The organism is Streptomyces zaehneri, assembly GCF_032248645.1.
Classification (GTDB): Bacteria; Actinomycetota; Actinomycetes; order Streptomycetales; family Streptomycetaceae; genus Streptomyces; species Streptomyces coriariae.
Window position 1 is genome coordinate 216089 of sequence record NZ_JASTTJ010000010.1, and the last position, 21978, is coordinate 238066.

Below are 21978 nucleotides of genomic sequence, written 5' to 3' on the forward strand. Positions count from 1 at the left end.
GCAAAGGGCTCTCAGGTCTCGGTGCTCTCGGCCGGCTGCGCGGGTTCCTTCGAGAGGGTCGGGCGGCTTTCCCGGGCCAGCCGGTGCGGCCACCAGATCTTCGGTCCGATGTCCAGGAACAGCGAGGTGACGAGCACCGACCGCACGATGAAGGTGTCCAGGAGGACGCCCAGGGCCACCGCGAAGCCGATCTCCGCGAAGGCGACCATGGGAAGGGTGGCGAGGGCCGCGAAGGTGCCGGCCAGGACCAGGCCCGCCGAGGTGATCACCGAGCCGGTGGCCGCCAGACCCGTCACCACGCCCTGCCGGGTGCCCTGGCGTGCGGCCTCCTCGCGGATCCGGGTGGTCAGGAAGATGTTGTAGTCGATGCCCAGGGCCACCAGGAACACGAAGACGAACAGCGGGAAGTCCGTCGACTCGCCCGCGTAGTCGAAGAGATGGCGGAACGCCAGCGCGCTGAGGCCGAGGGCCGCCGCGAAGGACAGGATCACCGTCCCGACCAGCAGCAGCGGGGCGATCACGGAGCGCAGCAGGGCGCCGAGGATGAGCAGGACCACGGCCAGGACCAGCGGGATGATCAGCAGGTTGTCGTGGGTGGTCGCCTTGTCCATGTCGAGCAGCGCCGCCGTACCGCCGCCCACCTGGGCGTCGGCGTCGGGTATCTCGTGCACGGCGTCCCGGACCCGTTCCACGGTCTGCTTGGCGGCCTCGCTGTCGGCCGGGTCGGTCATCGTCGCCTCGAACAGCACCTGGCCGTCGTGGACGGGTTTGGTGCCCGGCGGCAGGCCGAGGGACGTCGGCACCACGCCCTCCGTCCCCGCGACCGCGCGTTTGACCTGCCCGGCGCGGGCCTGGTCGGCGATGACGACGAGCGGGTCGCCGCTGCCCGCCGGGAAGTACTTCGCCGACACCTCCTGGCCCGTGATCGAGTCCGGTTTGCCGGTGAACGCGTCCGCGTTGCCGATGCCCTCGGCGCGCAGCTGGATCAGGCCGAGCGAGCAGACCGCCAGGACCAGCGCCGTCACGGCCCAGACCATGCGCGGGCGGCGGGCGATGCCACTGCCCGTGCGGGCCCAGACGCCGTGCGCGGTCGGGTCCGGGGAGCCGAAGTGCGGGATCGCCGGCCAGAAGATCCAGCGGCCGCAGATCACCAGCAGGGCGGGGAAGAGGGTCATCATCGCCAGCAGCGCGACCGCCACGCCGATGGCCGCGACCGGGCCCAGCCCGCGGGTGGAGTTCATCTCGGCGGCCAGCAGCATCAGCATGCTCAGGACGACCGTGGCGCCGGACGCCAGGACGGCGGGGCCCGCGCGGTGCAGCGCCAGGGCCATCGCCTCGTGCCGGTCCTCGTGCCGGCGCAGCTCCTCCCGGTAGCGGGCCACCAGCAGCAGGGCGTAGTCGGTGCCCGCGCCGAACACGAGCACCGTGAGGATGCCGGCGCTCTGACCGTTCACCGTCAGGCCCGCGTACTCGGCCAGGAAGTAGATCAGCGCCTGCGCGGTGAACAGGGCGGCGACCACGGCGAGCACCGGGACGACGAGGAGGGTGGGGCTGCGGTAGGTGATCAGGAGCATGACGACGACCACCCCCATCGCCGCCAGCAGCAGGGTCGAGTCGATGCCCTCGAAGGCCTCGGAGAAGTCCGCGGAGGTGCCGCCGGGTCCGGTGATGTGCACTGCCAGACCGGCGCCGCCGTCGCCGACGACGTCACGGATCGAGTCGACGGCCGGCCCGATGCGCTCCCAGCCCTGCTCGTCCATGGTGATCGGCACGTAGATCTGGGCGGCGCGCGGGTCGGCCGGGCGGTCGTAGACCGGGCCGCGGGTCTCGGCGCCGCGGATGCCGTGGTCGGTGAGCTGCCTGAGCTGCGCCGCGTCCTCGGTGATCTGCGCCCGGTCCTCGGCCGTCAGGCCCGCGTCGCGGGCGTAGACGACGACCGCCGGGATCTGCTCGGGCCTGAAGTCCTGCGAGATCTCCAGCACCTGGGTGGACTCCGCCGACCCCGGCAGCCAGGAGGCCGCGTCGTTGTCCTGGGCGTCGGTGAGCTTCTGGGCGAAGGGCGCCGTCAGGAACAGCAGCACCAGCCACAACGCCAGCACCAGCCACTTGGCGCGCCGCCCGCAGACCAGGTGCGCGACACCGCGATTCTCGGCCATGCCTACCCTCCGAGCCGTTCTGTCGCCGTCGTGTGCGGCCGCCTCCCGCAGAGGGCGCGGGGAGCCGCGCGATCAGTCGCAGCCGGTCCGCGGGCGACGAACCACGCTCCCCCCGAGGGACCGATGCCCGCAACCCCTGGAGGGCATGGCAGGCTTGGGTCATGGCCGTGCAGATCAACCCCAGCATCCTGTCCGCCGACTTCGCCCGCCTTGCGGACGACGCGGAGGCGGTCGCCGGAGCCGACTGGCTCCACGTCGACGTCATGGACAACCATTTCGTCCCGAACCTCACGCTCGGTGTGCCGGTCGTAGAGTCACTGGCCCGTGCGACGGACACCCCGCTGGACTGCCATCTGATGATCGAGGCCCCCGATCGCTGGGCCCCGCAGTACGTCGAGGCGGGTGCCTCGTCCGTCACCTTCCACGTCGAGGCCGCCGCCGCACCCGTGCGGCTCGCCCGCGAGATCCGGGCGAAGGGCGCCCGTGCCTCCATGGCACTCAGGCCTGCGACGCCCATCGAGCCGTACGAGGACCTGCTGCCCGAACTCGACATGCTCCTGATCATGACGGTCGAGCCGGGTTTCGGGGGCCAGGCCTTCCTCGACATCATGCTCCCCAAGATCCGCCGGACCCGCGAGTTGATCAGCAAGCACGGCCTCGACCTGTGGCTCCAGGTCGACGGCGGCGTCTCGGCCTCGACGATCGAGCGGTGCGCCGAGGCGGGCGCGGACGTGTTCGTGGCAGGCTCGGCCGTATACGGGGCGGACGACCCGGCGGAGGCGGTCCGTGGCCTGCGGGCTCAGGCGGAGGCGGCGACCGCCGGCGCCACCTGGGCATGCGGGCACTGAACCAACCACTTACCGACAGGTATGTGAACGGCTCCCAACAGAGCTGATCAACTGCGCCGGATCTGCGAGGATGAACGGCGTATCCAGAGTGTGAACAGCAGTGAGGAGAACGCCGTGTCGGGTATGTCGGCGGGCCGGTCAGCCATGCGGATGGGACCCGCTGAGCTGGTGCAGGCGGCGGCCATGGCCCGCCGCTTCTACCTTGAGGGGAAGTCCAAGATCCAGATCGCGGAGGAGTTCGGCGTCAGCCGCTTCAAAGTGGCCCGGGTCCTGGAGACCGCCCTCGAACGGGATCTCGTACGGATCGAGATCCGCGTGCCGGCCGAGCTGGACGCGGAGCGCTCGGACGCGCTCCGCGCCCGCTACGGCCTCAGGCACGCCGTCGTGGTCGAGTCCCCGGCCGAGGCCGAGGAGACCACGGACCCCGAGAACCTCGGGGAAGTGGCAGCGGACCTGCTCGGCGAACTGGTCGACGAGGGGGACGTACTGGGGCTGGCCTGGGGCCGGTCCACCATTCACATGGCGGCGGCGCTGGACCGGCTGCCGCCGTGCACGGTGGTGCAGCTGACGGGTGTCTACGACGCAGGGACCGCGGAGCGCGGCTCGGTCGAGGCCGTCCGCCGTGCCGCCCAGGTGTCCGGCGGCGACGCGCACCCCATCTACGCGCCGATGCTGCTGCCGGACGCGGCCACCGCGGCCGCGCTGCGCCACCAGACCGGGATCGCCCGCGCCTTCGAGTACTTCGACAAGGTCACGGTCGCCTGCGTCTCCATCGGCTCCTGGGAGCCGGGTATCTCGACGGTGCACGACATGCTCAGCGACGAGGAGCGGGCGCACTACGCCTCGCTCGGGGTCGCCGCCGAGATGTCCGCGCACCTCTTCGACGCCGAGGGGCGCCGGGTCGGGCGGGACCTGGGCGAGCGGTGCATCACGGTCAAGACCGACCAGTTGCGCCGGGTTCCCGAGGTCGTCGCGATCGCGGGCGGGCAGCGCAAGGCGGCCGCGATCGACGCGGTGCTCCGCTCCGGGCTCGTCACCAGCCTGGTGACGGACACGTCGGCGGCCGACTACCTGATGACGGCGGGGCCGACTCCGAAGCCCGCCCTGGGCCGGACGGACCCGGACGGGATCTGACCCGCCAGGAAAGCAGGCCATGACCGGAAGGCAGGCCGGGACCGGAAGCAGGCCATGAGGGGACGGCCGTGACAGCATCGAACGCATGCTGCTGCGGTTCGTCCCCCGCGTGCTTGTGTGCCTGCTCCTCCCGCTCGCCCTGCTCACCGGCTGTACGACGGGGCAGCCGGGCCCGCGGGACTCCACCCCTGCCGTCGCCACGGCCGCCGACCCGCCCTGGGCCGGCGGCCTGGCCGCGGTCCGGGAGTCCGAGCTGCCCGCCGAGGCCCGCCGGACGCTTCGGCTCATCGACGAAGGCGGCCCCTTCCCGTACGCCAGGGACGGCGCCGTCTTCGGGAACTTCGAGGGGCTGCTGCCCGCGCACAAGCGGGGTTACTACCACGAATACACCGTCGAGACGCCGGGCTCGCGCGACCGCGGGGCCCGACGCGTTGTCACCGGGCAGGGCGACGAGATCTACTACACCGATGATCACTACGACACGTTCCGGGCGGTGCTGAGATGACGCAGTTCGTGGTCACGCTGGATCTGGACGGGGTGACCGACAAGTCCGCCCTGATGGACCGCTGCGCCGACGCCCTCGGCCTGCCCGACTGGTTCGGACGCAACTGGGACGCCCTCGCCGACAGCCTCACCGACCTCCAGGCCCCGCCCGGGGACGGCGGGCTCCAGATCGTCGTACGGAACTGGCGCCCGTACGCCGAGGCGCGGCCGCAGGAGTGGGTGATCGCGCAGGACGTGTTCGCCCAGGCGGTCGACCAGGTGCCGGCGCTGTCCGTGCTGCTTGCCCTCGGAGGATCCTCCTAAGGCCCCCCTGAGCTGCTTGGACGTTCTGTCCGGGCATCGCATCGCGACCGTCGTGGGAGAATGAAGTACGTGCTTCTCCCCCTTGGCTGACCTGTCCGGGGGTCACCTCTGATCGACTGGGATGTGCGGCACGTGCGTTTCCTCAACGACATCCAGCCCGCGTACGACCTCACCTACGACGACGTCTTCATGGTGCCGAGCCGCAGCGCGGTCGGATCGCGTCAGGCTGTCGACCTGGCCGCCCCGGACGGCACGGGCACCACGATCCCGCTGGTCGTCGCCAACATGACCGCCGTGGCCGGCCGCCGGATGGCCGAGACCATGGCCCGTCGCGGCGGGCTGGTGGTGATCCCGCAGGACATTCCGATCGATGTCGTCACCGACGTCGTCACCTGGGTCAAGAGCCGCCACCTGGTGCTGGACACCCCCATCGTGCTCGCCCCGCACCAGACGGTCGCCGACGCCCTGGCCCTGCTGCCCAAGCGCGCGCACAACGCGGGGGTCGTCGTCGACGAGGAGTTCCGCCCGGTCGGTGTCGTCACCGACGCGGACCTGAGCGGGGTCGACCGCTTCACCCAGCTCGAGGTCGTCATGTCCCGGGACCTGCTGCTCCTGGACGCCGACATCGACCCGCGCGAGGCCTTCAACACCCTCGACGCGGCCAACCGGCGCTACGCCCCCGCCGTCGACCGGGAGGGCAAGCTCGCCGGCATCCTCACCCGCAAGGGCGCCCTGCGCGCCACCCTGTACACACCGGCCGTCGACGCGGCGGGCAAGCTGTGCGTCGCCGCGGCCGTCGGTATCAACGGCGATGTCGCGGGCAAGGCCAAGCAGCTGCTCGACGCGGGCGTGGACACGCTCGTCATCGACACCGCGCACGGTCACCAGGAGTCGATGATCAGCGCGATCCGGACCGTGCGCTCGCTCGACCCGAAGGTGCCGATCGTCGCCGGCAACATCGTCTCCGCCGAGGGCGTCAAGGACCTGGTCGACGCGGGCGCCGACATCATCAAGGTCGGGGTCGGACCGGGCGCCATGTGCACCACCCGCATGATGACCGGTGTGGGCCGGCCGCAGTTCTCGGCGGTCCTGGAGTGCGCGGCCGAGGCGAAGAAGTACGGCAAGCACGTGTGGGCCGACGGCGGTGTCCGGCACCCGCGCGACGTCGCCATGGCGCTGGCCGCCGGTGCGTCCAACGTGATGATCGGGTCGTGGTTCGCGGGCACCTACGAGTCCCCGGGCGACCTCCAGCAGGACGCGGGCGGCCGGCTGTACAAGGAGTCGTTCGGCATGGCGTCCGCGCGCGCCGTCGCCAACCGCACCTCCGACGAGTCGGCGTACGACCGTGCCCGCAAGGCGCTGTTCGAGGAGGGCATCTCCACCTCGCGGATGTTCCTCGACCCGGCCCGCCCGGGTGTCGAGGACCTGATCGACTCGGTCATCGCGGGCGTCCGCTCCTCCTGCACGTACGCGGGCGCGGGCTCCCTCGAGGAGTTCGCCGAGAAGGCCGTCGTCGGGATCCAGAGCGCGGCCGGTTACGCCGAGGGCAAGCCGCTGCACGCCAGCTGGTAGCTCCGCGTGCGGCTCCGCTGGTCGCGCGTGTGAGCGGGGCTGATCGTCGTCTTTCGGGCGCGGGTTCGCCGTGGCTGGTCGCGCCCACGCGGCGCAGCCGCATGTCGACACGGCCCCGCGCCCCTTCAGGGCGCTCAGCCCCCGTGCAATGAACAGGCATCCCCGTGCGATAGACGCAACGATCTTGCGTGTGTGCGCAAGGTTGCAGCATTACAAGCGCTACGGCCCTGCTCGTAGGGTCGTGCGCTGTACGTAGCGTGGCGGGGACCCCGCTCGGTGGGTTCCTGCTCGCGCAGGTGTGCCGCCGGTCCCCGTCACGCCGAGAGGCAGCGACGAAGGAGTCAGCGCGTGCTCGATCAAGGCGCACCCCCGCAACAACGCAGTCGGACCGCCCCCGCGTCCCCGGGGCCCGTCGCGCGTCTCATGCGGCGCAAGCCCGTGGAACACCTGGTCGCCGAGGGTGGCCAGGGCGAGGGAGGGTCCCTCAGGCGCTCCCTCGGGCTCTGGCAGCTCACGATGATCAGCATCGGCGCCACCCTCGGCACCGGCATCTTCGTCGTCCTCGGCGAGGCGGTGCCCAAGGCCGGCCCCGCCGTCACGCTCTCCTTCGTGATCGCCGGACTCACCGCGCTCTTCTCGGCTCTGTCCTATGCCGAACTGGCGGGCACCATCCCGGTCGCCGGCTCCTCGTACTCGTATGCGTACGCGACGATGGGCGAACTGATCGCCTGGATCTGCGGCTGGTGTCTGGTCCTGGAGTACGGCGTGTCGGTCGCCGCCGTGGCCGTCGGCTGGGGCGAGTACCTCAACGAGCTGCTCGACGGCACGATCGGCGTGACCATCCCGGACGCGCTGTCGGCGCCGCCCGGGGACGGCGGCATGTTCAACCTGCCGGCCCTCATCGTCGTCCTGCTCGCCATGGCCTTCCTGCTCGGCGGCGCCCGCGAGTCGGCGCGCGCCAACACCGTCATGGTGGCCGTGAAGATCGCCGCGCTGGTGCTGTTCTGCGCCATCGGCGTCCAGGGTTTCCGCTCCGGCAACTACGAGCACTTCATGCCGCTGGGCATGGCGGGCGTCAGCGCGGCCGGTGCGACGCTGTTCTTCTCGTACATCGGCTTCGACGCCGCCTCCACCGCCGGTGAGGAGGCGAAGAACGCGCAGCGCGACCTGCCCCGCGCGATCATGCTGTCGCTCGTCATCGTGACGGCGCTGTACGTCCTCGTCGCGGCCGTCGCCGTGGGCGCCAAGCCCTGGCAGCGGTTCGGCGACTCCGAGGCCGCGCTCGCGCAGATCATGCGCGAGGTGACCGGCCAGTCCTTCTGGGGCACCCTCCTCGCCTTCTGCGCGGTCATCGCCATCGCGAGCGTCGTCCTGACCGTGCTGTACGGCCAGACCCGCATCCTCTTCGCGATGTCCCGGGACGGCCTGGTCCCCAAGGTGTTCTCCCGTGTCCACCCGAAGACCGGCACGCCCCGCACGAACACGGTGATCGTGTCGCTGTTCTGCGGTGTGCTGGCCGCCGCGATCCCGTTGGGCCAGCTGGCGGACGCCACCAGCATCGGTACGCTGTTCGCGTTCGGTCTGGTCAACATCGCGGTCGTGGTGCTGCGCCGGACCCGTCCCGAGATGCCCCGGACCTTCCGGGTGCCGCTCTCGCCGGTCCTGCCGGCCCTGGGGCTCGCCTTCTGCGTCTGGATGATGGGCAGCCTTTCGGCCGTCACCTGGGTGGTCTTCGGGGTCTGGATGGCGGTCGGGCTCGTGTTCTACTTCCTCTACGGCCACCGCCGCTCCCGCCTCGCAGCACCCGCACCATCTGAGAAGTGATCAACCCACTGTGCTGAACGATCTCGACGAACGCATCGTGCACGCCCTCGCCGAGGACGCCCGCCGCTCCTTCGCGGACATCGGGCAACTGGTCGGCCTGTCCGCGCCCGCCGTGAAGCGGCGCGTGGACCGGCTGCGGGCCACCGGGGCGATCACCGGCTTCACCGTACGGGTCGACCCGGCGGCCCTCGGCTGGGAGACCGAGGGGTTCGTCGAGATCTACTGTCGGCGCAACACCTCCCCGGAGACCATCCAGCGGGGCCTGGAGCGCTACCAGGAGGTGGTGGCCGCGTCCACCGTCACCGGGGAGGCGGACGCCGTCGCCCAGGTCTTCGCCGCCGACATGCGCCACTTCGAGCGGGTCCTCGAGCGCATCGCGGGGGAGCCGTTCGTGGAACGGACGAAGTCCGTGCTGGTGCTGTCGCCGCTCCTGCGCCGCTTCTCCGCGGGCTCACCGACCTGAGAACCATCGCCGGCCCGCGTCGGCCTACCCGGCCGTCTTCCGGGCCAGCGCGTTGTTCCCGATCGAGTTGTGCACGCTGAAGCTGACCGCGTCCGAGCGGTAGCGGTCGTCCGACCACTCCACCGGGCGGCCCTCGCGGGTCGTGGTGACCCGGCGGACGCGCAGCAGGGGGCTCGTGCGGCGGATGGCGAGCAGTTCGGCGTCCTCTACAGCGCCGAGGGCCAGAACCTGTGGCTCAAGGGGTACGCCCGGCCGGCCCTGATGACCGCCAAGACGGCCTCGACCTCACCGTCCGGCCGGGTGAACTCCTCGCCCTGCTGGGCCCCTCCGGCTGCGGCAAGACCACCGCGCTGCGGATGCTCGCCGGGTTCGAACACCCCGACGCCGGCGAGGTGCTGGTCGACGGCGAGGACGTCACCCGGGTGCCGGCCCACCGTCGCGACGCCGGGATGGTGTTCCAGTCGTACAGCCTCTTCCCGCACCTCGACGCGCTCGGCAACGTGGCCTTCGGGCTGCGGATGCGCAAGGTGCGCACCGCCGAACGGCGTTCCCGGGCCGCCGAGTTGCTGGAGCTGGTGGGCCTCGCAGACAAGGGCGCACGGTTCCCGCACCAGCTCTCCGGCGGACAGCAGCAGCGCGTGGCCCCGGCCCGCGCCCTCGCCCTGCGCCCGCGCGTGCTGCTCCTCGACGAGCCGCTCTCCGCGCTCGACGCCAAGGTGCGGCTGACCCTGCGCGAGGAGATCCGGCTGCTCCAGCAGGAGCTCGGCATCACCACCCTGTTCGTCACCCACGACCAGGAGGAGGCCCTGTCGATGGTGGACCGGGTCGCCGTGATGCAGGCCGGCCGGCTCGAACAGTGCGCCGCCCCGGCCGAGTTGCACGGCCGATCCGGTACGGGAACCCGGGCACACCTGGTCCCCGGTCCACGCCGAGCACGCGGACGGCAGCGGCCGCCCGGAACCGCAGGACCGGATCGACTTCGTGCTCCACCGGGGCCTCAGGGTGCTCGACTCCCGGACCCATGTCACCGGCAGCCCCCGGCCGTGGCCGGACGTCGAGGACAACGACTGGCCCTCCGACCACGCCGCGGTGATCACCACCTTCGCGGTCACCACCTCCGGGATCACCGCCTCCGCGCCCACCGGAAATCCGGTGGGCGGCGGCGCGTGAGCTGACTACCATCGGTGGCATGACCTGGCGACATTGATCCCCGACCGGCTCCGACGTCCGTCGACTGACCGCCACGCTGTACGCGTACGCGTTCCTCGACGAGTTCGTGCTGCTCTACCCGGTGTACGCGCTGCTGTTCTCGGACAGCGGCCTGTCCGTCGGGCAGATCTCCTCACTGTTCGTCCTGTGGTCGCTGACCGGCGTCCTGCTGGAGGTGCCCTCGGGCGCCTGGGCGGACGCCGTCTCCCGACGGCTGCTGCTGTGGATCGGCCCGCTGCTGGGCGCGGCCGGCTTCGCCCTGTGGGTGCTGTTCCCGTCCTACTGGGCCTTCGCGGCCGGCTTCGTCCTGTGGGGTGCGCGCGGCGCGCTGGGCTCCGGCGCGCTGGAGGCACTGGTCTACGAGGAGCTGGACCGGGCCGGCGCCGCGGACCGGTACGCCCGGCTCATGGGCCGCGCGCACGCGGTGGGCCAGGTGGCCGTGATGACGGCGATGGGCCTGGCAGGGCCGGTCTTCGCGGTCGGCGGATACCCGGCCGTCGGTGCGGCCAGCGTGCTGGCGTGTCTGCTCTGCGCCGCGACGGCGACCCGCTTCGCCGAGCACCGGCGGCCGGTGGTCGACGGTGACAGCGGGGCCGCCACCTTGCGGGCCGGACTGGCCGACGCCCGTCGCGACCGCTCCGTACGCGGTGCCCTGCTGCTCGTCCCGGCCGTGACGGCGGTGTGGGGCGCCCTCGACGAGTACACGCCCCTGCTGGTCGGGGAGACGGGCGTACCGGAGGCGAACGTCCCCCACCTGCTGGTGCTGATCTGGGCCGGCGTCACCGTCGGAAGCCTGCTGGCCGGACCGGCCGAGCGCCTGGGCCGCACAGGATTCGCCGCGCTGCTCGCCCTGTGCGCGCTGGCCCTCGCCGCCGGAGGGATCAGCGGCACGCCGGCCGGCATCACCCTCGTCGCCCTCGCCTTCGGCGGCTTCCAGCTGGCGACCGTGCTGGCCGACGTCCGGCTCCAGCAGCGCATCGAGGGCACCGGCCGGGCCACCCTCACCTCGGTCGCGAGCCTCGCCACCGAGCTGGTGACCATCGCGGTGTACGGCGCGTACGGCGCCCTCGGCTCGACGTTCCCGCACGGCGTCGTCTTCGCCCTGTGCGCGGTGCCGTACCTGCTGACGGCGCTGACGATGTCGACGGTGGCCCGGCGGAGGAGCGGGTGAGGGGGCGAGTGAGGGCGGCGAGTAAGGGGGAGGTGGGTGAGGGAGGCGGGTGAGCGGACGCAACGAATCGCCGCTCGCCGGTCCGCGCACGCAACGTTGCGCGCACCGGCGCGCAACGGCTCCTTCTTGTCCGGCCCGGGTGGGCGCCCGTACCGTCTAGATGGCCCCCACAACCACCCTTTCGCCCGGTGAGGATCACGCATGCGCACCGCCCTGCTCCAGAGCTCCGGCCGCCCCGGCTCCGTCGTCGAGAACCTGAAGGTCCTCGACGAGGCCGCGGACCGGGCCGCCGCCGCGGGCGCCGGGCTGCTCGTCGCGCCGGAGATGTTCCTCACCGGCTACGCGATCGGCGACGACATCGCCCGCCTCGCCGAGCCCGCCGACGGGGACTCCGCGGACGCCGTCGCCGAGATCGCCGGCCGGCACGGCCTCGCGATCGCGTACGGCTACCCGGAGCGCGCCCCCGAGGCCGTGTACAACTCCGCGCAGCTGATCTCCGCCGACGGCGGCCGGCTCGCGAACTACCGCAAGACCCACCTCTTCGGCTGCTTCGAGCGCGACCACTTCCGGCCGGGCGGGCAGCCGGTCGTCCAGGCCGAACTGAACGGCCTCACCGTCGGCCTCATGATCTGCTACGACGTCGAGTTCCCGGAGAACGTCCGCGCCCACGCCCTGGCCGGCACCGACCTCCTCGTCGTGCCGACCGCGCAGATGCACCCCTTCCAGTTCGTCGCCGAGTCGGTGATCCCGGTGCGCGCCTTCGAGAACCAGATGTACGTGGCGTACGTCAACCGGGTCGGCCGGGAGGGCGAGTTCGAGTTCGTCGGCCTCTCCACGCTGGCCGGTCCCGACGGAGTCGCCCGCACCCGCGCCGGACGCGGTGAGGAGCTGGTGTTCGCCGACGCCGACCCGGTCGCCCTGGCCGCGTCCCGCGAGGCGAACCCGTACCTGAAGGACCGTCGCCCCGGCCTCTACGGGTCCCTGGTCTGACCCCGGCCCGCGCCCGCCCCGCACCTGTCACCGCCTGAGCCCCGAGTCACCACGCGCAAGGAGTCCGTACCCCATGACGTCCACCGTGCCCAACGCCGTCGAGCACGCAGACGAGCAGCAGCCGCCGATCACCATGTTCGGCCCGGACTTCCCCTACGCGTACGACGACTTCCTCGCCCACCCGGCGGGCCTGGGCCAGATCCCCGCGACCGAGCACGGCACCGAGGTCGCCGTCATCGGCGGCGGACTGTCCGGCATCGTCGCCGCGTACGAGCTGATGAAGATGGGCCTCAAGCCGGTCGTCTACGAGGCCGACCGGATCGGCGGCCGGCTGCGCACCGTCGGCTTCGACGGCTGCGACCCCTCCCTCACCGCCGAGATGGGCGCGATGCGCTTCCCGCCGTCCTCCACGGCGCTCCAGCACTACATCGACCTGGTGGGACTGGAGACCCGGCCCTTCCCCAACCCGCTCGCGGAGACGACCCCGTCGACGGTCGTCGACCTCAAGGGCGAGTCGCACTACGCCGAGACGGCCGAGGACCTGCCGCAGGTCTACCGCGATGTCGCGGCCGCCTGGAACAAGTGCCTCGAAGAGGGCGCCGACTTCTCCGACATGAACCAGGCCATGCGCGAGCGGGACGTGCCGCGCATCCGCGAGATCTGGGCGAAGCTCGTCGAGAAGCTCGACAACCAGACCTTCTACGGGTTCCTCTGCGACTCCGAGGCCTTCCGGTCCTTCCGCCACCGTGAGATCTTCGGCCAGGTCGGCTTCGGCACCGGCGGCTGGGACACGGACTTCCCGAACTCCATCCTGGAGATCCTGCGGGTCGTCTACACCGAGGCCGACGACCACCACCGCGGTATCGTCGGCGGCTCCCAGCAGCTGCCGCTGCGCCTCTGGGAGCGCGAGCCGGAGAAGATCGTCCACTGGGCGTACGGCACCTCGCTGGCGATCCTGCACGAGGGCGGCGAGCCCCGCCCGGCCGTGACCCGGCTGCACCGCACCGCCGGCAACCGGATCACCGTGACGGACGCGAACGGCGACATCCGCACCTACCGGGCGGCGGTCTTCACCGCGCAGTCCTGGATGCTGCTGTCGAAGATCGCCTGTGACGACTCGCTCTTCCCGATCGACCACTGGACGGCGATCGAGCGCACCCACTACATGGAGTCCAGCAAGCTGTTCGTGCCGGTGGACCGGCCGTTCTGGCTCGACAAGGCCGTCGACGACAGGGGGAACCCCACGGGCCGGGACGTCATGTCGATGACGCTCACCGACCGTATGACGCGCGGCACCTACCTCCTCGACGACGGCCCGGACAAGCCGGCCGTCATCTGCCTCTCGTACACCTGGTGCGACGACAGCCTGAAGTGGCTGCCGCTGTCGGCGAACGAGCGGATGGAGGTCATGCTGAAGTCGCTCGGCGAGATCTATCCGAACGTCGACATCAGGAAGCACATCATCGGCAACCCGGTGACGGTCTCCTGGGAGAACGAGCCCTACTTCATGGGCGCGTTCAAGGCCAACCTGCCCGGCCACTACCGCTACCAGCGGCGCCTGTTCACCCACTTCATGCAGGACCGGCTGCCCGAGGACAAGCGCGGCGTCTTCCTCGCCGGAGACGACATCTCCTGGACCGCGGGCTGGGCCGAGGGGGCCGTGCAGACCGCGCTGAACGCGGTCTGGGGCGTCATGCACCACTTCGGCGGGACGACCGACGCGACCAACCCGGGCCCGGGCGACGTGTACGACGAGATCGCGCCGGTGGAACTCCCGGAGGACTGAGGCCGCACGGCACGAGGCCGCACGGCGCGAGGTCCCACGGTGCGGGGCCTCACCACGCGAGGCCCGACAGCGGTGTGATCATCATGCGGCCCGCGAAGCCGACGGCCGTGTCGAGGCGTTCGGTGAACTCCTCGGCCACGTCGGGGAGCCGGCGCAGCGCCCACAGTGCCCGGGCCGCCGTCCAGGTGGCGTCCCGGGCGCGCTCCAGGCTCCAGGAGCCGAGCAGATGGGTGAGGGGGTCGGCGATCTGCAACAGGTCGGGGCCCGGCATCAGCTCTTCGCGGATGCGTTCCTCCAGCGAGCCGAGCAGCTCGCCCACGCAGTCGAACTCGTCCTCCAGCTCGGCCGGTTCGCAGCCGAGGCTACGACAGGCGTCCACCACGGCGAGCGCGAGATCGTGCCCGATGTGCGCGTTGATGCCCGCGAGCGCGAACTGCAGCGGGCGTACGCCGGGATGCCGGCGGAACTGGAGCAGCGGCCGCCAGCAGGCCGGTGGCCGCCGGTCGGCCGGCCCGGGATCGACCGCGTCCAGGTAGCGCCTCGCGAACCGGACGTCCAGCGTGGTGGCGGCCCGCGGGTCCGGGAACCGGCCGGTGTCGATGCGCCGGTCGACCTCCTGTGTCACCGAGAGGTAGACGCGGTTGAAGACCGCGATGCCGTCCCCGGGAGGCAGGGCCGCGTCGAGGGCGCGCATCCGGGCGAGCACGTCGTCGACATTCGTGCGGTCCGTGTCGAGGCCTGTCTCGACGGGAGCGGTGAACTGTTCCGATTGCGGCATGGGGGCAGGGTGACAGTCCTAGGCTGGCCCGCGTGTCGGCGGGCCCGACGCTTCCCCGGAACGGGGGAACGAGCCCGTCGCACGGGAGGGGAACAGCACGGTGCGAGGCGTACGTGAGCGACGGTCCGGACGGCGGAGTGTGATGGTCGCCGCCGCCTCGGTGGTGGTGGCCCTGGGCGCCGCGGCCGGGCTGCTGACCGCACTCGGCGACGGGGACGACGGCGACGACCCACGGGGTGCGGACCGGGCCCGTCCGAAGGTGAGCGCGACGCTCCTGTCCCCCTCGACCGCGAACCCGCCGTCCCCGTCCGGGTCCCCCTCGGCCTCCGCCGCCACCGTGCGGCCGACTCCCTCGCCCGGCCGTACCGCGCGAAAGCCTCGGGCGGCCACCGTGACCGCGAGCCTCTACCGCCACCCCGAGTCCCAGGTCCTCGACTGGGTCCGCGCCAACCCGGCGGATCCGCGCACCGCCGTCATCGAGTCCCGGATCGCGAGCCGGCCGGCGGCCGTGTGGTTCACCGAGTACGCCCCCGACGCGGTGACCTCGCGGGTCCGCGCGGTCACCGCGGGCGCCGCCGGTCAGGGCCGGGTGCCCGTCCTCGTGGCGTACGCGATCCCGGACCGCGACTGCGGCGGCGCCTCCGAGGGCGGGGCGCCCGACCTCGACGCCTACGCGGGCTGGATCGACGCTTTCGCCGCCGGGCTCGGCTCCGGCGAGGTCGTGGTCGTCCTGGAGCCCGACTCGATAGCCCAGACCGACTGCCTCGACGAGGCCGGGCGGGCCGGCCGCCTCGCCGCGCTGGCCCGCGCGGGACGCGTGCTGAAGGCGGCCGACCCGAAGGCGCGCGTCTACTACGACGCCGGGCACTCCGGCTGGAACGCCCCCGCCGAGCAGGCCGCGCTGCTGAAACAGGCCGGTGCCGCCTCGGCCGCCTCCTCCGACGGGATCTTCAGCAACGTCTCCAACTTCCACCGCACGGCGGACGAGGTGGCCTACGACCGCCGGGTCCTGGACGCCCTGGGCGGCCCGCCCGGCCTGGGCGCCGTCATCGACACCAGCCGCAACGGCAACGGCGCGCCCGCCGGCGGCGAGTGGTGCGACCCGGACGGCCGGAGCATCGGCCGGGCCCCGACCTTCCGGACCGGCGAGGCCCGGATCGACGCCTACCTGTGGGTGAAGCTGCCGGGGGAGTCGGACGGCTGCAAGGGGGCGGCCGGCGAGTTCAGCCCGTCGTACGCCTACGAACTTGCCTCGTCGTAGCTGCTGGTGCCCTCGTCGAGCAGGGGCCCCGACTTGAGGTGGGTGGGAGCGAACGCGCGCAGTGCGTGGTAGCCCGTGATGACGACGACCGTGCCGAGCGCGATACCGCTCAGGGAGAAGGTGTCGGTGAACTCCAGCGTGATGTTGCCGACGCCGATGATGATGCCCGCCGCGGCCGGCACCAGGTTCAGCGGATTGCGCAGGTCGACCCCGGCGGTGATCCAGATCTGCGCGCCGAGCAGGCCGATCATGCCGTAGAGGATGACGGTGATGCCGCCGAGGACGCCGCCGGGGACCGCGGCGACGATCGCGCCGAACTTCGGGCACAGCCCGAAGAGGAGGGCGAACCCGGCGGCGGCCCAGTAGGCGGCCGTCGAGTAGACCCGGGTCGCGGCCATCACGCCGATGTTCTCGGAGTAGGTGGTGTTGGGCGGCCCGCCCACCGCCGTGGACAGCATCGAGCCGACGCCGTCGGCGGAGATCGCCGTGCCGAGCCGGTCGTCCAGGTTGTCGCCGGTCATCTCGCCGACCGCCTTGACGTGGCCCGCGTTCTCCGCGACCAGGGCGATGACGACGGGGAGTGCCACGAGGATCGCCGACCACTCGAAGGACGGGCCGTGGAAGGACGGCAGCCCGATCCAGTCGGCGTGACCGACCCCGGACAGGTCGAGCCGCCAGTGGTCGGTGACCTTGCCGCTCGCGTCGGCGGAGTGGATCCGGCCGAAGATCCGGTCGAACGTCCACGAGATGCCGTACCCGAAGACGAGGCCGAGGAAGATCGCGATGCGGGACCAGAAACCGCGCAGGCAGACCACCGCCATCCCGGTGAACGCCATGACCAGCAGGGCCGTCCACTGGTCCTGCGGCCAGTAGGTGGTGGCGGTGACCGGGGCGAGGTTGAAGCCGATGAGCATCACGACCGCGCCCGTCACGATCGGCGGCATCGCGGCGTGGATGATCCGCGCCCCGAAACGCTGCACGGCCAGTCCGACGGCGAACAGCGCGACCCCGACGACGAACACCGCGCCGGTGACCGTGGCACTCGTCCCGCCCTGCGCCCGGATGATCGCGGCCACGCCGACGAAGGACAGCGAGCAGCCGAGGTAACTGGGCACCCGGCCACGGGTCGCGAGCAGGAAGATCACGGTCGCTACGCCGGACATCATGATGGCGAGGTTGGGGTCCAGACCCATGAGGACGGGTGCGACGAAGGAGGCCCCGAACATCGCCACCACGTGCTGGGCGCCGAGCCCCACCGTGCGGGGCCAGGAGAGCCGCTCGTCGGGACGGACCACCGCGCCGGGCGCCGGGGTGCGTCCGTCGCCGTGCAGTTTCCAGCGGACGCCAAGATCCATGGTGCGGGTTCGCTTTCCTGGGGGTGCGGGTGTCCGGACCATTCTCACGTGAAACCGGAGGGTGAGCGACCGCTTAGCGACCCCGTACGATGAGGGTCGTTTCCTCGTACACACACCTCGTACCCGCACAGGAGCCCCAGCCGTGACCGCCGAAGCCCCCATCGCCCCCGTCGTGTCGTACGGCCGGCTCCTGCCCGTCACCGTCCACTTCGACGACCTGGACGCACTGGGCATGCTGCACAACGCCCGCTACCCGCTGCTCGTCGAGCGGGCCTGGAGCGAGTTCTGGCAGGACAACGGGGTCCGCTTCGAGGGCGACTGGGCGAGCGCCGGGGATGCCTGCAACGTGGTCAAGGAACTGCTGATCGGCTACGAGGCCCCGGTCACCCGTACCGGCACGTACGCCGTCCACCTCTGGCTGGACCGGCTCGGTACCACGGGCCTGACCTACGGCTTCCGGTTCTGCTCGGCGGACGGAGCCACGACGTACGCGCGCGGTACCCGCGTTCTGGTGCGACTCGACGCGACCACGATGCGCCCCACGCCGTGGAGCGACGCGTTCAGGGCCGCGGGCCGGGCACTGCTGCGGCCTGCGGACTGACCTTCGCGCCGATCCGCTCGCCGCCCCGCAGCACTCCCGCGAACAGCACGAGCCCGCACGCCAGGACCGTCACCACGACGAAGGACACCACCAGGCTGGTCGCCTGGGCCACGCCGCCGATCAGGCTCGGGGCGATCAGCCCGGAGGTGTAGGTGATCGTCGCGACGCCCGCGATGGCCTGGCTGGGGTTCGGCCCGCTGTGCCCGGCCGCCGCGAAGCACAGCGGTACGACGACCGCGATGCCCAGTCCCATCAGTCCGAACCCGCCCATCGCCACCGCCGGGTGGCCCGCGACGACGATCAGCAGCCCGCCCAGCGCGGCGAGGACACCGCCCGCCCGGACGGTACGCACCGCGCCGAACCGGTTCACCACCGCGTCTCCCACGATCCGGGCCACCGCCATCGTGAACATGAAGCCGGTGGTGCAGGCCGCCGCGGCCCCGGCCGACGAGCCGAGCTGGTCGCGCAGGTAGACGGCCGACCAGTCCAGGCTGGCGCCCTCCGCGAACACCGCGCAGAAGCCGACCGCGCCGATCAGCAGCGCCGAACGGGGCGGCAGCGTGAACCGCGGGGGCGGCTCCTCGTCCTCGGCGGGCCGCAGATCCAGCACCCAGCGGCAGGCCAGCAGGCCGAGCAGGGTGAGGACGGCCGCCGCCAGCACATGGTGCACGCGCGCGTCCGCACCGAGGTGCGCGGCGAGCGTCCCGCCCGCCGAACCGATCAGGGCGCCCGCGCTCCACATGCCGTGCAGCCCGGACATGATCGACCGGTCGAGCAGCCGCTCCACCTCGACGCCCAGGGCGTTCATCGCGACGTCGGCCATGCCCGCGCTCGCGCCGTACGCGAACATCGCCAGGCAGAGCGTCAGCAGGTCGGGGGCGAGGGCGGGCAGCGTCAGCGACAGTGTCCACAGGGCGAGCAGTCCGCGCAGGGCCGCGCGGCTGCCGAAGCGGTGGGTGATCGAGCCGGCCAGCGGCATCGCGCAGGCCGCGCCGAACGCCGTGAAGGCGAGCGCGAACCCGAGCTGTCCGGTGGAGACGTCGGCATGGTCCTGGATCCACGGCACGCGGGTGGCGAACGAACCGGTGACCGCGCCGTGCACGGCGAACACGGCCGCCACGGCGTACCGGGCGCGCCGCACCTCCGCCGGTGCGTGGATCACTTCGTCCACTCCGCTCATTCTCCTGTCCCTTCCGGATCCGCGCCGCGCCGTCGCGATGCCGTCGTAAACTATCAGGAACCCTGCCTGATAAATAGATGCCGACGGTCGGCGGCAGCCGATCGGGCCCCCTCGGCCATGGGAGGATTCCCGCCATGCCCGCATCTCCGAGCACCGCCCGGGCCATCAACGACCGGCTCGCCCTCCGGCTGCTCCAGCACGAAGGCCCTTTGACGGCAGGGCGGTTGAAGCAACTCACCGGCCTGTCCCGCCCGTCGGTCGCCGACCTGGTCGAACGTCTCACCGCCTCCGGCCTGATCGAGGTGGTCGGGGAGGCGGGCGAGCAGCGCCGCGGGCCGAACGCCAAGCTCTACGGCATCGTCGCCGACCGCGCCCGTCTGGCCGCGTTGGACGTGCGCACCGAGGGGGTCACGGTACTCGTCTCGGACCTGGTCGGCCGGGTGCTCGCCGAGGCGTCCGTGCCGATCGGCGGCGACACGGGCACCGGGACGGCCGTGGAACAGGCGGTCTCGCTGGTCGAGCGGGCGGCGAAGGAGGCCGAGGCCGCCGGGGCACCCCCGCGCGAGGGTCTCCGGGCCCGGGGGCTGCTGCACACCCTCGGCATCGGGGCGCCGGGACTGATCGACCCCGCCAGCGGCGAGCTGCGCGACTCCAGCGGCCTGCCCGAGTGGCACCGCCGACTGGTGGCCGCGCTGCAGGAACGCTTCCCGTCCGCGCATGCGCACGTCGAGAACGAGACGAATCTCGCCGCCCTGGCCGAACAGCGCGAGGGAGCCGCCCGGGACCGCGACACCTTCGTGCTGCTGTGGCTCGGCCACGGCACCGGCGCGGCCGTCGTCCTGGACGGCGCACTGCGCCGCGGCGCCTCCGGCGGCACCGGCGAGATCGGCTTCCTGCCGGTACCCGGCACCGACGGCCTGCCCTCGGCGACCGACTGCGAGGGCGGCTTCCACTCGCTGGCCGGTTCGGCGGCGATCGCCGCACTGGCGGGGGAGTACGGGCTGACGGCGCACGCGCGCCCCGACGAGCCGGTGGCGGCGGCGCTGGTGCGAGCGGCGGTGGACGCGCCGGACACCGGGTCCGCCGCCGGTTTCCTCGACGCCCTGGCCGATCGGCTCGCCCTCGGCGCGGCCAGCGTCGTCGCCGTCCTCGACCCCGGCTGTGTCGTCCTCGGCGGGGAGGTCGGACAGGCCGGCGGAGAGGTGCTCGCGAGCCTGGTGGCACGGCGGCTCCGGCGGATGGCGCCGCTGCCCACGGAGGTGCGCGCCAGTGCCCTGGGCGGCGGCGCGGTGCTGCGCGGGGCGCTGCTGACGGCCCGTGACGCCGCCCAGGAGGAGCTCTTCACGGCGGCGCACAGGACCGAGACGCACCAGGTCGTGTCCGCGACCCAGGTGTATTGACCCGCAGCGTTGCTGACGCGGCTGATGGGTGGCCGGCCGCCGGGTGCGGTGTGGCAACGCTCGTGATCAGTACACCTAGCGGCGGATGCGCGTCGCCAGGTAGTCCTCGAAGGTGCCCTTGCCCACCGCCCGATCCGGCGCCAGGTGGCCGCCCGCGCGAAAGCCCCGGTAGGCCGCGCCCCACAGCGGCACGTTCACCACCGCGCACCGTCGGCCGCTCGCCTTCAGGAACGCGCGGGCGAGCGACTCGAAGGTGCGGACCTCGGGCCCGGCCATGTCGTCGACCCGGCCGGCCGGCGCGCCCGCGGCCAGCTCCGTGAGCCGGTCGGCGACCTCGGCGACCTCCACCGGCTGGTCGCTCACCCCGGCCGGCAGCATCATCACCGGTACCCTGGCCAGTCCCTGGAAGAGCTGGACCAGCAGGTCGTGGAACTGGGTCGCCCGCAGCACGGTCCAGCCGAGCCCCGACTCCGCCAGCAGTTCCTCCACGGCGAGTTTGGCCTTGTAGTAGCCGAACGGAACCCGGTCGACGCCGACGATCGAGATGTAGAGCAGGTGCGGCACCCCGGCCTGGCGCGCCGCGGCGATCAGGTTCTCGGCCGCCTGCACATCGTCTCCGCGCGGAGCGCTCGCGCAGTGCACGATCGTGTCCACGCCCGCGACGGCCGTGTCGAGTCCTGGCCCGCCCTCGCGCAGGTCCACGGCGTACGGCCGGCTGTGCCGGCTCAGCACCCGTACCTCGTGCCCGTTCGAGCGCAGCCGTTCGGTGACGAGCCGGCCCAGGGTTCCCGTTCCGCCGGTCACGAGGATCGTGGTCATACCGTTTCAGTCCCTTCGGACACCGGGCGCTCCAGGCCGGAACGTCCTCCGTCGGGTCAAGCTTGTCGGGCTCGGCCACGGCTCGCATGTCCCGCGGCTCCCGGTGGGGGTCCCGTCGGCCGGAACGCGCGGCGATCGGCGGGTGAGGGGACCCGGCGGCGGGCAAGGGCCGTCGTCACCGCCGCCGGGCCGTACTCCGCCGACCCTAGAAAGGACTAGACCAGTCCGTCAATAGGTATGGACCAGTCCCCGTTCGAGTCGGGACAGTCCTCGAATCGGGCCGGGCGCAACCCGAATTGACGACCTGTGAGCCACCCCACATCTTTCACCTGTATGGACGCCTACCCGGCGTGGCACACTGGCCCTGTAAACCAAAGCAGCGCACTCCGGGGTCGGTGAAAGTCCGAACCGGCGGTTACAGTCCGCGACCCGGTCGCTTCCAGCGACCGGTTGACCAGGTGAAATTCCTGGACCGACGGTTAAAGTCCGGATGGGAGGCAGTGCGCGGCGGGCGGGCATTCGTGCGCGCCGCCGTATACGTACTCGTCCGCGGACGAGTGTGTCCGGCGTCGCCCCCGGTGTCGTTGCCCGTACCTGCTGTCGTCATCGACAGGCCCCGGAGTC

The 21978-nt window shown here is 72.1% G+C and carries 19 protein-coding genes, 1 pseudogene and 1 riboswitch; of the genes and pseudogenes, 14 read left to right on the forward strand and 6 right to left on the reverse strand.

Features of this window, described 5'->3' with window-relative positions; all coding sequences use genetic code 11:
- Positions 1-11: 11 nt before the first annotated feature.
- Complete coding sequence (locus tag QQM72_RS19085; protein WP_314222061.1) at positions 12-2156, reverse strand: MMPL family transporter; 2145 nt, start codon at positions 2154-2156, stop codon at positions 12-14.
- Positions 2157-2317: 161 nt separating this feature from the next.
- Between QQM72_RS19085 and rpe the strand changes: the two genes are divergently transcribed.
- The 7 genes from rpe (at position 2318) to QQM72_RS19120 (ending at position 8804) form a co-directional block, all read left to right on the forward strand.
- Complete coding sequence (rpe, locus tag QQM72_RS19090) at positions 2318-3004, forward strand: ribulose-phosphate 3-epimerase (RefSeq protein ID WP_314222062.1); 687 nt, start codon at positions 2318-2320, stop codon at positions 3002-3004.
- Between the two features lie 90 nt (positions 3005-3094).
- Complete coding sequence (locus QQM72_RS19095) at positions 3095-4138, forward strand: sugar-binding transcriptional regulator (RefSeq protein ID WP_028806692.1); 1044 nt, start codon at positions 3095-3097, stop codon at positions 4136-4138.
- 85 nt (positions 4139-4223) lie between these two features.
- Entirely contained in the window at positions 4224-4643 is a 420-nt protein-coding gene (locus QQM72_RS19100) for a ribonuclease domain-containing protein (RefSeq protein ID WP_314222063.1), read from the forward strand.
- On the forward strand, positions 4640-4945 hold the full coding sequence (locus QQM72_RS19105; RefSeq protein ID WP_314222064.1) for a barstar family protein: 306 nt from the start codon (positions 4640-4642) through the stop codon (positions 4943-4945). Before QQM72_RS19100 ends, QQM72_RS19105 begins: the two co-directional genes overlap by 4 nt.
- 132 nt (positions 4946-5077) lie before the next feature.
- Entirely contained in the window at positions 5078-6517 is a 1440-nt protein-coding gene (locus QQM72_RS19110; RefSeq protein WP_314222065.1) for a GuaB1 family IMP dehydrogenase-related protein, read from the forward strand.
- Positions 6518-6865: 348 nt separating this feature from the next.
- The gene (locus QQM72_RS19115; protein WP_314222066.1) at positions 6866-8341 is read left to right on the forward strand and encodes an amino acid permease; all 1476 of its coding nucleotides are present in this window, start codon (positions 6866-6868) and stop codon (positions 8339-8341) included.
- 10 nt (positions 8342-8351) lie between these two features.
- Positions 8352-8804 carry an Lrp/AsnC family transcriptional regulator gene (locus QQM72_RS19120; RefSeq protein WP_020128883.1) on the forward strand — a complete coding sequence of 151 codons (453 nt, stop codon included), beginning with the start codon at positions 8352-8354 and terminating at the stop codon, positions 8802-8804.
- A gap of 24 nt (positions 8805-8828) precedes the next feature.
- Here QQM72_RS19120 and QQM72_RS19125 read toward each other — a convergent pair.
- A pseudogene (locus tag QQM72_RS19125) lies at positions 8829-9029 on the reverse strand (UTRA domain-containing protein); the annotation flags it as partial.
- 5 nt (positions 9030-9034) lie between these two features.
- Between QQM72_RS19125 and QQM72_RS19130 the strand changes: the two are divergent.
- The 4 genes from QQM72_RS19130 to QQM72_RS19150 all read left to right on the forward strand — a co-directional run bounded on the left by QQM72_RS19130 (position 9035) and on the right by QQM72_RS19150 (position 13960).
- Positions 9035-9979: an ATP-binding cassette domain-containing protein gene (locus tag QQM72_RS19130; protein ID WP_399077773.1), complete on the forward strand. Its 945-nt coding sequence runs from the start codon at positions 9035-9037 to the stop codon at positions 9977-9979.
- A 101-nt stretch (positions 9980-10080) separates the two neighbouring features.
- On the forward strand, positions 10081-11184 hold the full coding sequence (locus tag QQM72_RS19140) for an MFS transporter (RefSeq protein WP_314222067.1): 1104 nt from the start codon (positions 10081-10083) through the stop codon (positions 11182-11184).
- A gap of 201 nt (positions 11185-11385) precedes the next feature.
- Positions 11386-12174, forward strand: a complete 789-nt coding sequence (locus tag QQM72_RS19145; protein ID WP_314222068.1) for a carbon-nitrogen hydrolase family protein — start codon at positions 11386-11388, stop codon at positions 12172-12174.
- Between the two features lie 73 nt (positions 12175-12247).
- Positions 12248-13960, forward strand: coding sequence for a flavin monoamine oxidase family protein (locus QQM72_RS19150; protein WP_314222069.1), 1713 nt, complete (start codon positions 12248-12250; stop codon positions 13958-13960).
- 49 nt (positions 13961-14009) lie between these two features.
- Here QQM72_RS19150 and QQM72_RS19155 read toward each other — a convergent pair whose 3' ends face one another.
- Positions 14010-14738, reverse strand: a complete 729-nt coding sequence (locus QQM72_RS19155; RefSeq protein ID WP_314222070.1) for a DUF5995 family protein — start codon at positions 14736-14738, stop codon at positions 14010-14012.
- A 142-nt stretch (positions 14739-14880) separates the two neighbouring features.
- Between QQM72_RS19155 and QQM72_RS19160 the strand changes: the two genes are divergently transcribed.
- On the forward strand, positions 14881-15999 hold the full coding sequence (locus tag QQM72_RS19160) for a glycoside hydrolase family 6 protein (protein WP_314222071.1): 1119 nt from the start codon (positions 14881-14883) through the stop codon (positions 15997-15999).
- Here the strand turns inward: QQM72_RS19160 and QQM72_RS19165 are convergent.
- Complete coding sequence (locus QQM72_RS19165) at positions 15978-17354, reverse strand: uracil-xanthine permease family protein (protein ID WP_314222072.1); 1377 nt, start codon at positions 17352-17354, stop codon at positions 15978-15980. The two genes, QQM72_RS19160 and QQM72_RS19165, sit on opposite strands and share 22 nt — an antisense overlap.
- Before the next feature lie 142 nt (positions 17355-17496).
- On the opposite strand from QQM72_RS19165, the gene QQM72_RS19170 reads away from it, so the two are divergent.
- Positions 17497-17955, forward strand: a complete 459-nt coding sequence (locus tag QQM72_RS19170) for an acyl-CoA thioesterase (protein WP_314222073.1) — start codon at positions 17497-17499, stop codon at positions 17953-17955.
- Here the strand turns inward: QQM72_RS19170 and QQM72_RS19175 are convergent.
- On the reverse strand, positions 17915-19135 hold the full coding sequence (locus QQM72_RS19175) for an MFS transporter (RefSeq protein WP_314222074.1): 1221 nt from the start codon (positions 19133-19135) through the stop codon (positions 17915-17917). The two genes, QQM72_RS19170 and QQM72_RS19175, sit on opposite strands and share 41 nt — an antisense overlap.
- Before the next feature lie 134 nt (positions 19136-19269).
- On the opposite strand from QQM72_RS19175, the gene QQM72_RS19180 reads away from it, so the two are divergent.
- Entirely contained in the window at positions 19270-20535 is a 1266-nt protein-coding gene (locus QQM72_RS19180; protein ID WP_314222075.1) for an ROK family transcriptional regulator, read from the forward strand.
- A gap of 75 nt (positions 20536-20610) precedes the next feature.
- Here QQM72_RS19180 and QQM72_RS19185 read toward each other — a convergent pair whose 3' ends face one another.
- A complete protein-coding gene (locus QQM72_RS19185) occupies positions 20611-21354 on the reverse strand; it encodes an SDR family oxidoreductase (protein ID WP_314222076.1) in 744 nt (247 codons plus the stop codon).
- Between the two features lie 377 nt (positions 21355-21731).
- Positions 21732-21862, forward strand: a riboswitch (FMN riboswitch).
- The last annotated feature ends 116 nt before the right edge of the window (positions 21863-21978 follow it).

What these genes read in the sequence shown, in the direction of transcription:
- QQM72_RS19145 (WP_314222068.1), top strand. Translation starts at nt 11,386, where the DNA reads ATGCGCACCGCCCTGCTCCAGAGCTCCGGCCGCCCCGGCTCCGTCGTC.
- QQM72_RS19100 (WP_314222063.1), top strand. Translation starts at nt 4,224, where the DNA reads ATGCTGCTGCGGTTCGTCCCCCGCGTGCTTGTGTGCCTGCTCCTCCCG.
- QQM72_RS19085 (WP_314222061.1), bottom strand. Translation starts at nt 2,156, where the DNA reads ATGGCCGAGAATCGCGGTGTCGCGCACCTGGTCTGCGGGCGGCGCGCC.
- QQM72_RS19175 (WP_314222074.1), bottom strand. Translation starts at nt 19,135, where the DNA reads ATGAGCGGAGTGGACGAAGTGATCCACGCACCGGCGGAGGTGCGGCGC.
- QQM72_RS19150 (WP_314222069.1), top strand. Translation starts at nt 12,248, where the DNA reads ATGACGTCCACCGTGCCCAACGCCGTCGAGCACGCAGACGAGCAGCAG.
- QQM72_RS19180 (WP_314222075.1), top strand. Translation starts at nt 19,270, where the DNA reads ATGCCCGCATCTCCGAGCACCGCCCGGGCCATCAACGACCGGCTCGCC.
- QQM72_RS19185 (WP_314222076.1), bottom strand. Translation starts at nt 21,354, where the DNA reads ATGACCACGATCCTCGTGACCGGCGGAACGGGAACCCTGGGCCGGCTC.
- QQM72_RS19105 (WP_314222064.1), top strand. Translation starts at nt 4,640, where the DNA reads ATGACGCAGTTCGTGGTCACGCTGGATCTGGACGGGGTGACCGACAAG.
- rpe (WP_314222062.1), top strand. Translation starts at nt 2,318, where the DNA reads ATGGCCGTGCAGATCAACCCCAGCATCCTGTCCGCCGACTTCGCCCGC.
- QQM72_RS19155 (WP_314222070.1), bottom strand. Translation starts at nt 14,738, where the DNA reads ATGCCGCAATCGGAACAGTTCACCGCTCCCGTCGAGACAGGCCTCGAC.
- QQM72_RS19160 (WP_314222071.1), top strand. Translation starts at nt 14,881, where the DNA reads ATGGTCGCCGCCGCCTCGGTGGTGGTGGCCCTGGGCGCCGCGGCCGGG.
- QQM72_RS19165 (WP_314222072.1), bottom strand. Translation starts at nt 17,354, where the DNA reads ATGGATCTTGGCGTCCGCTGGAAACTGCACGGCGACGGACGCACCCCG.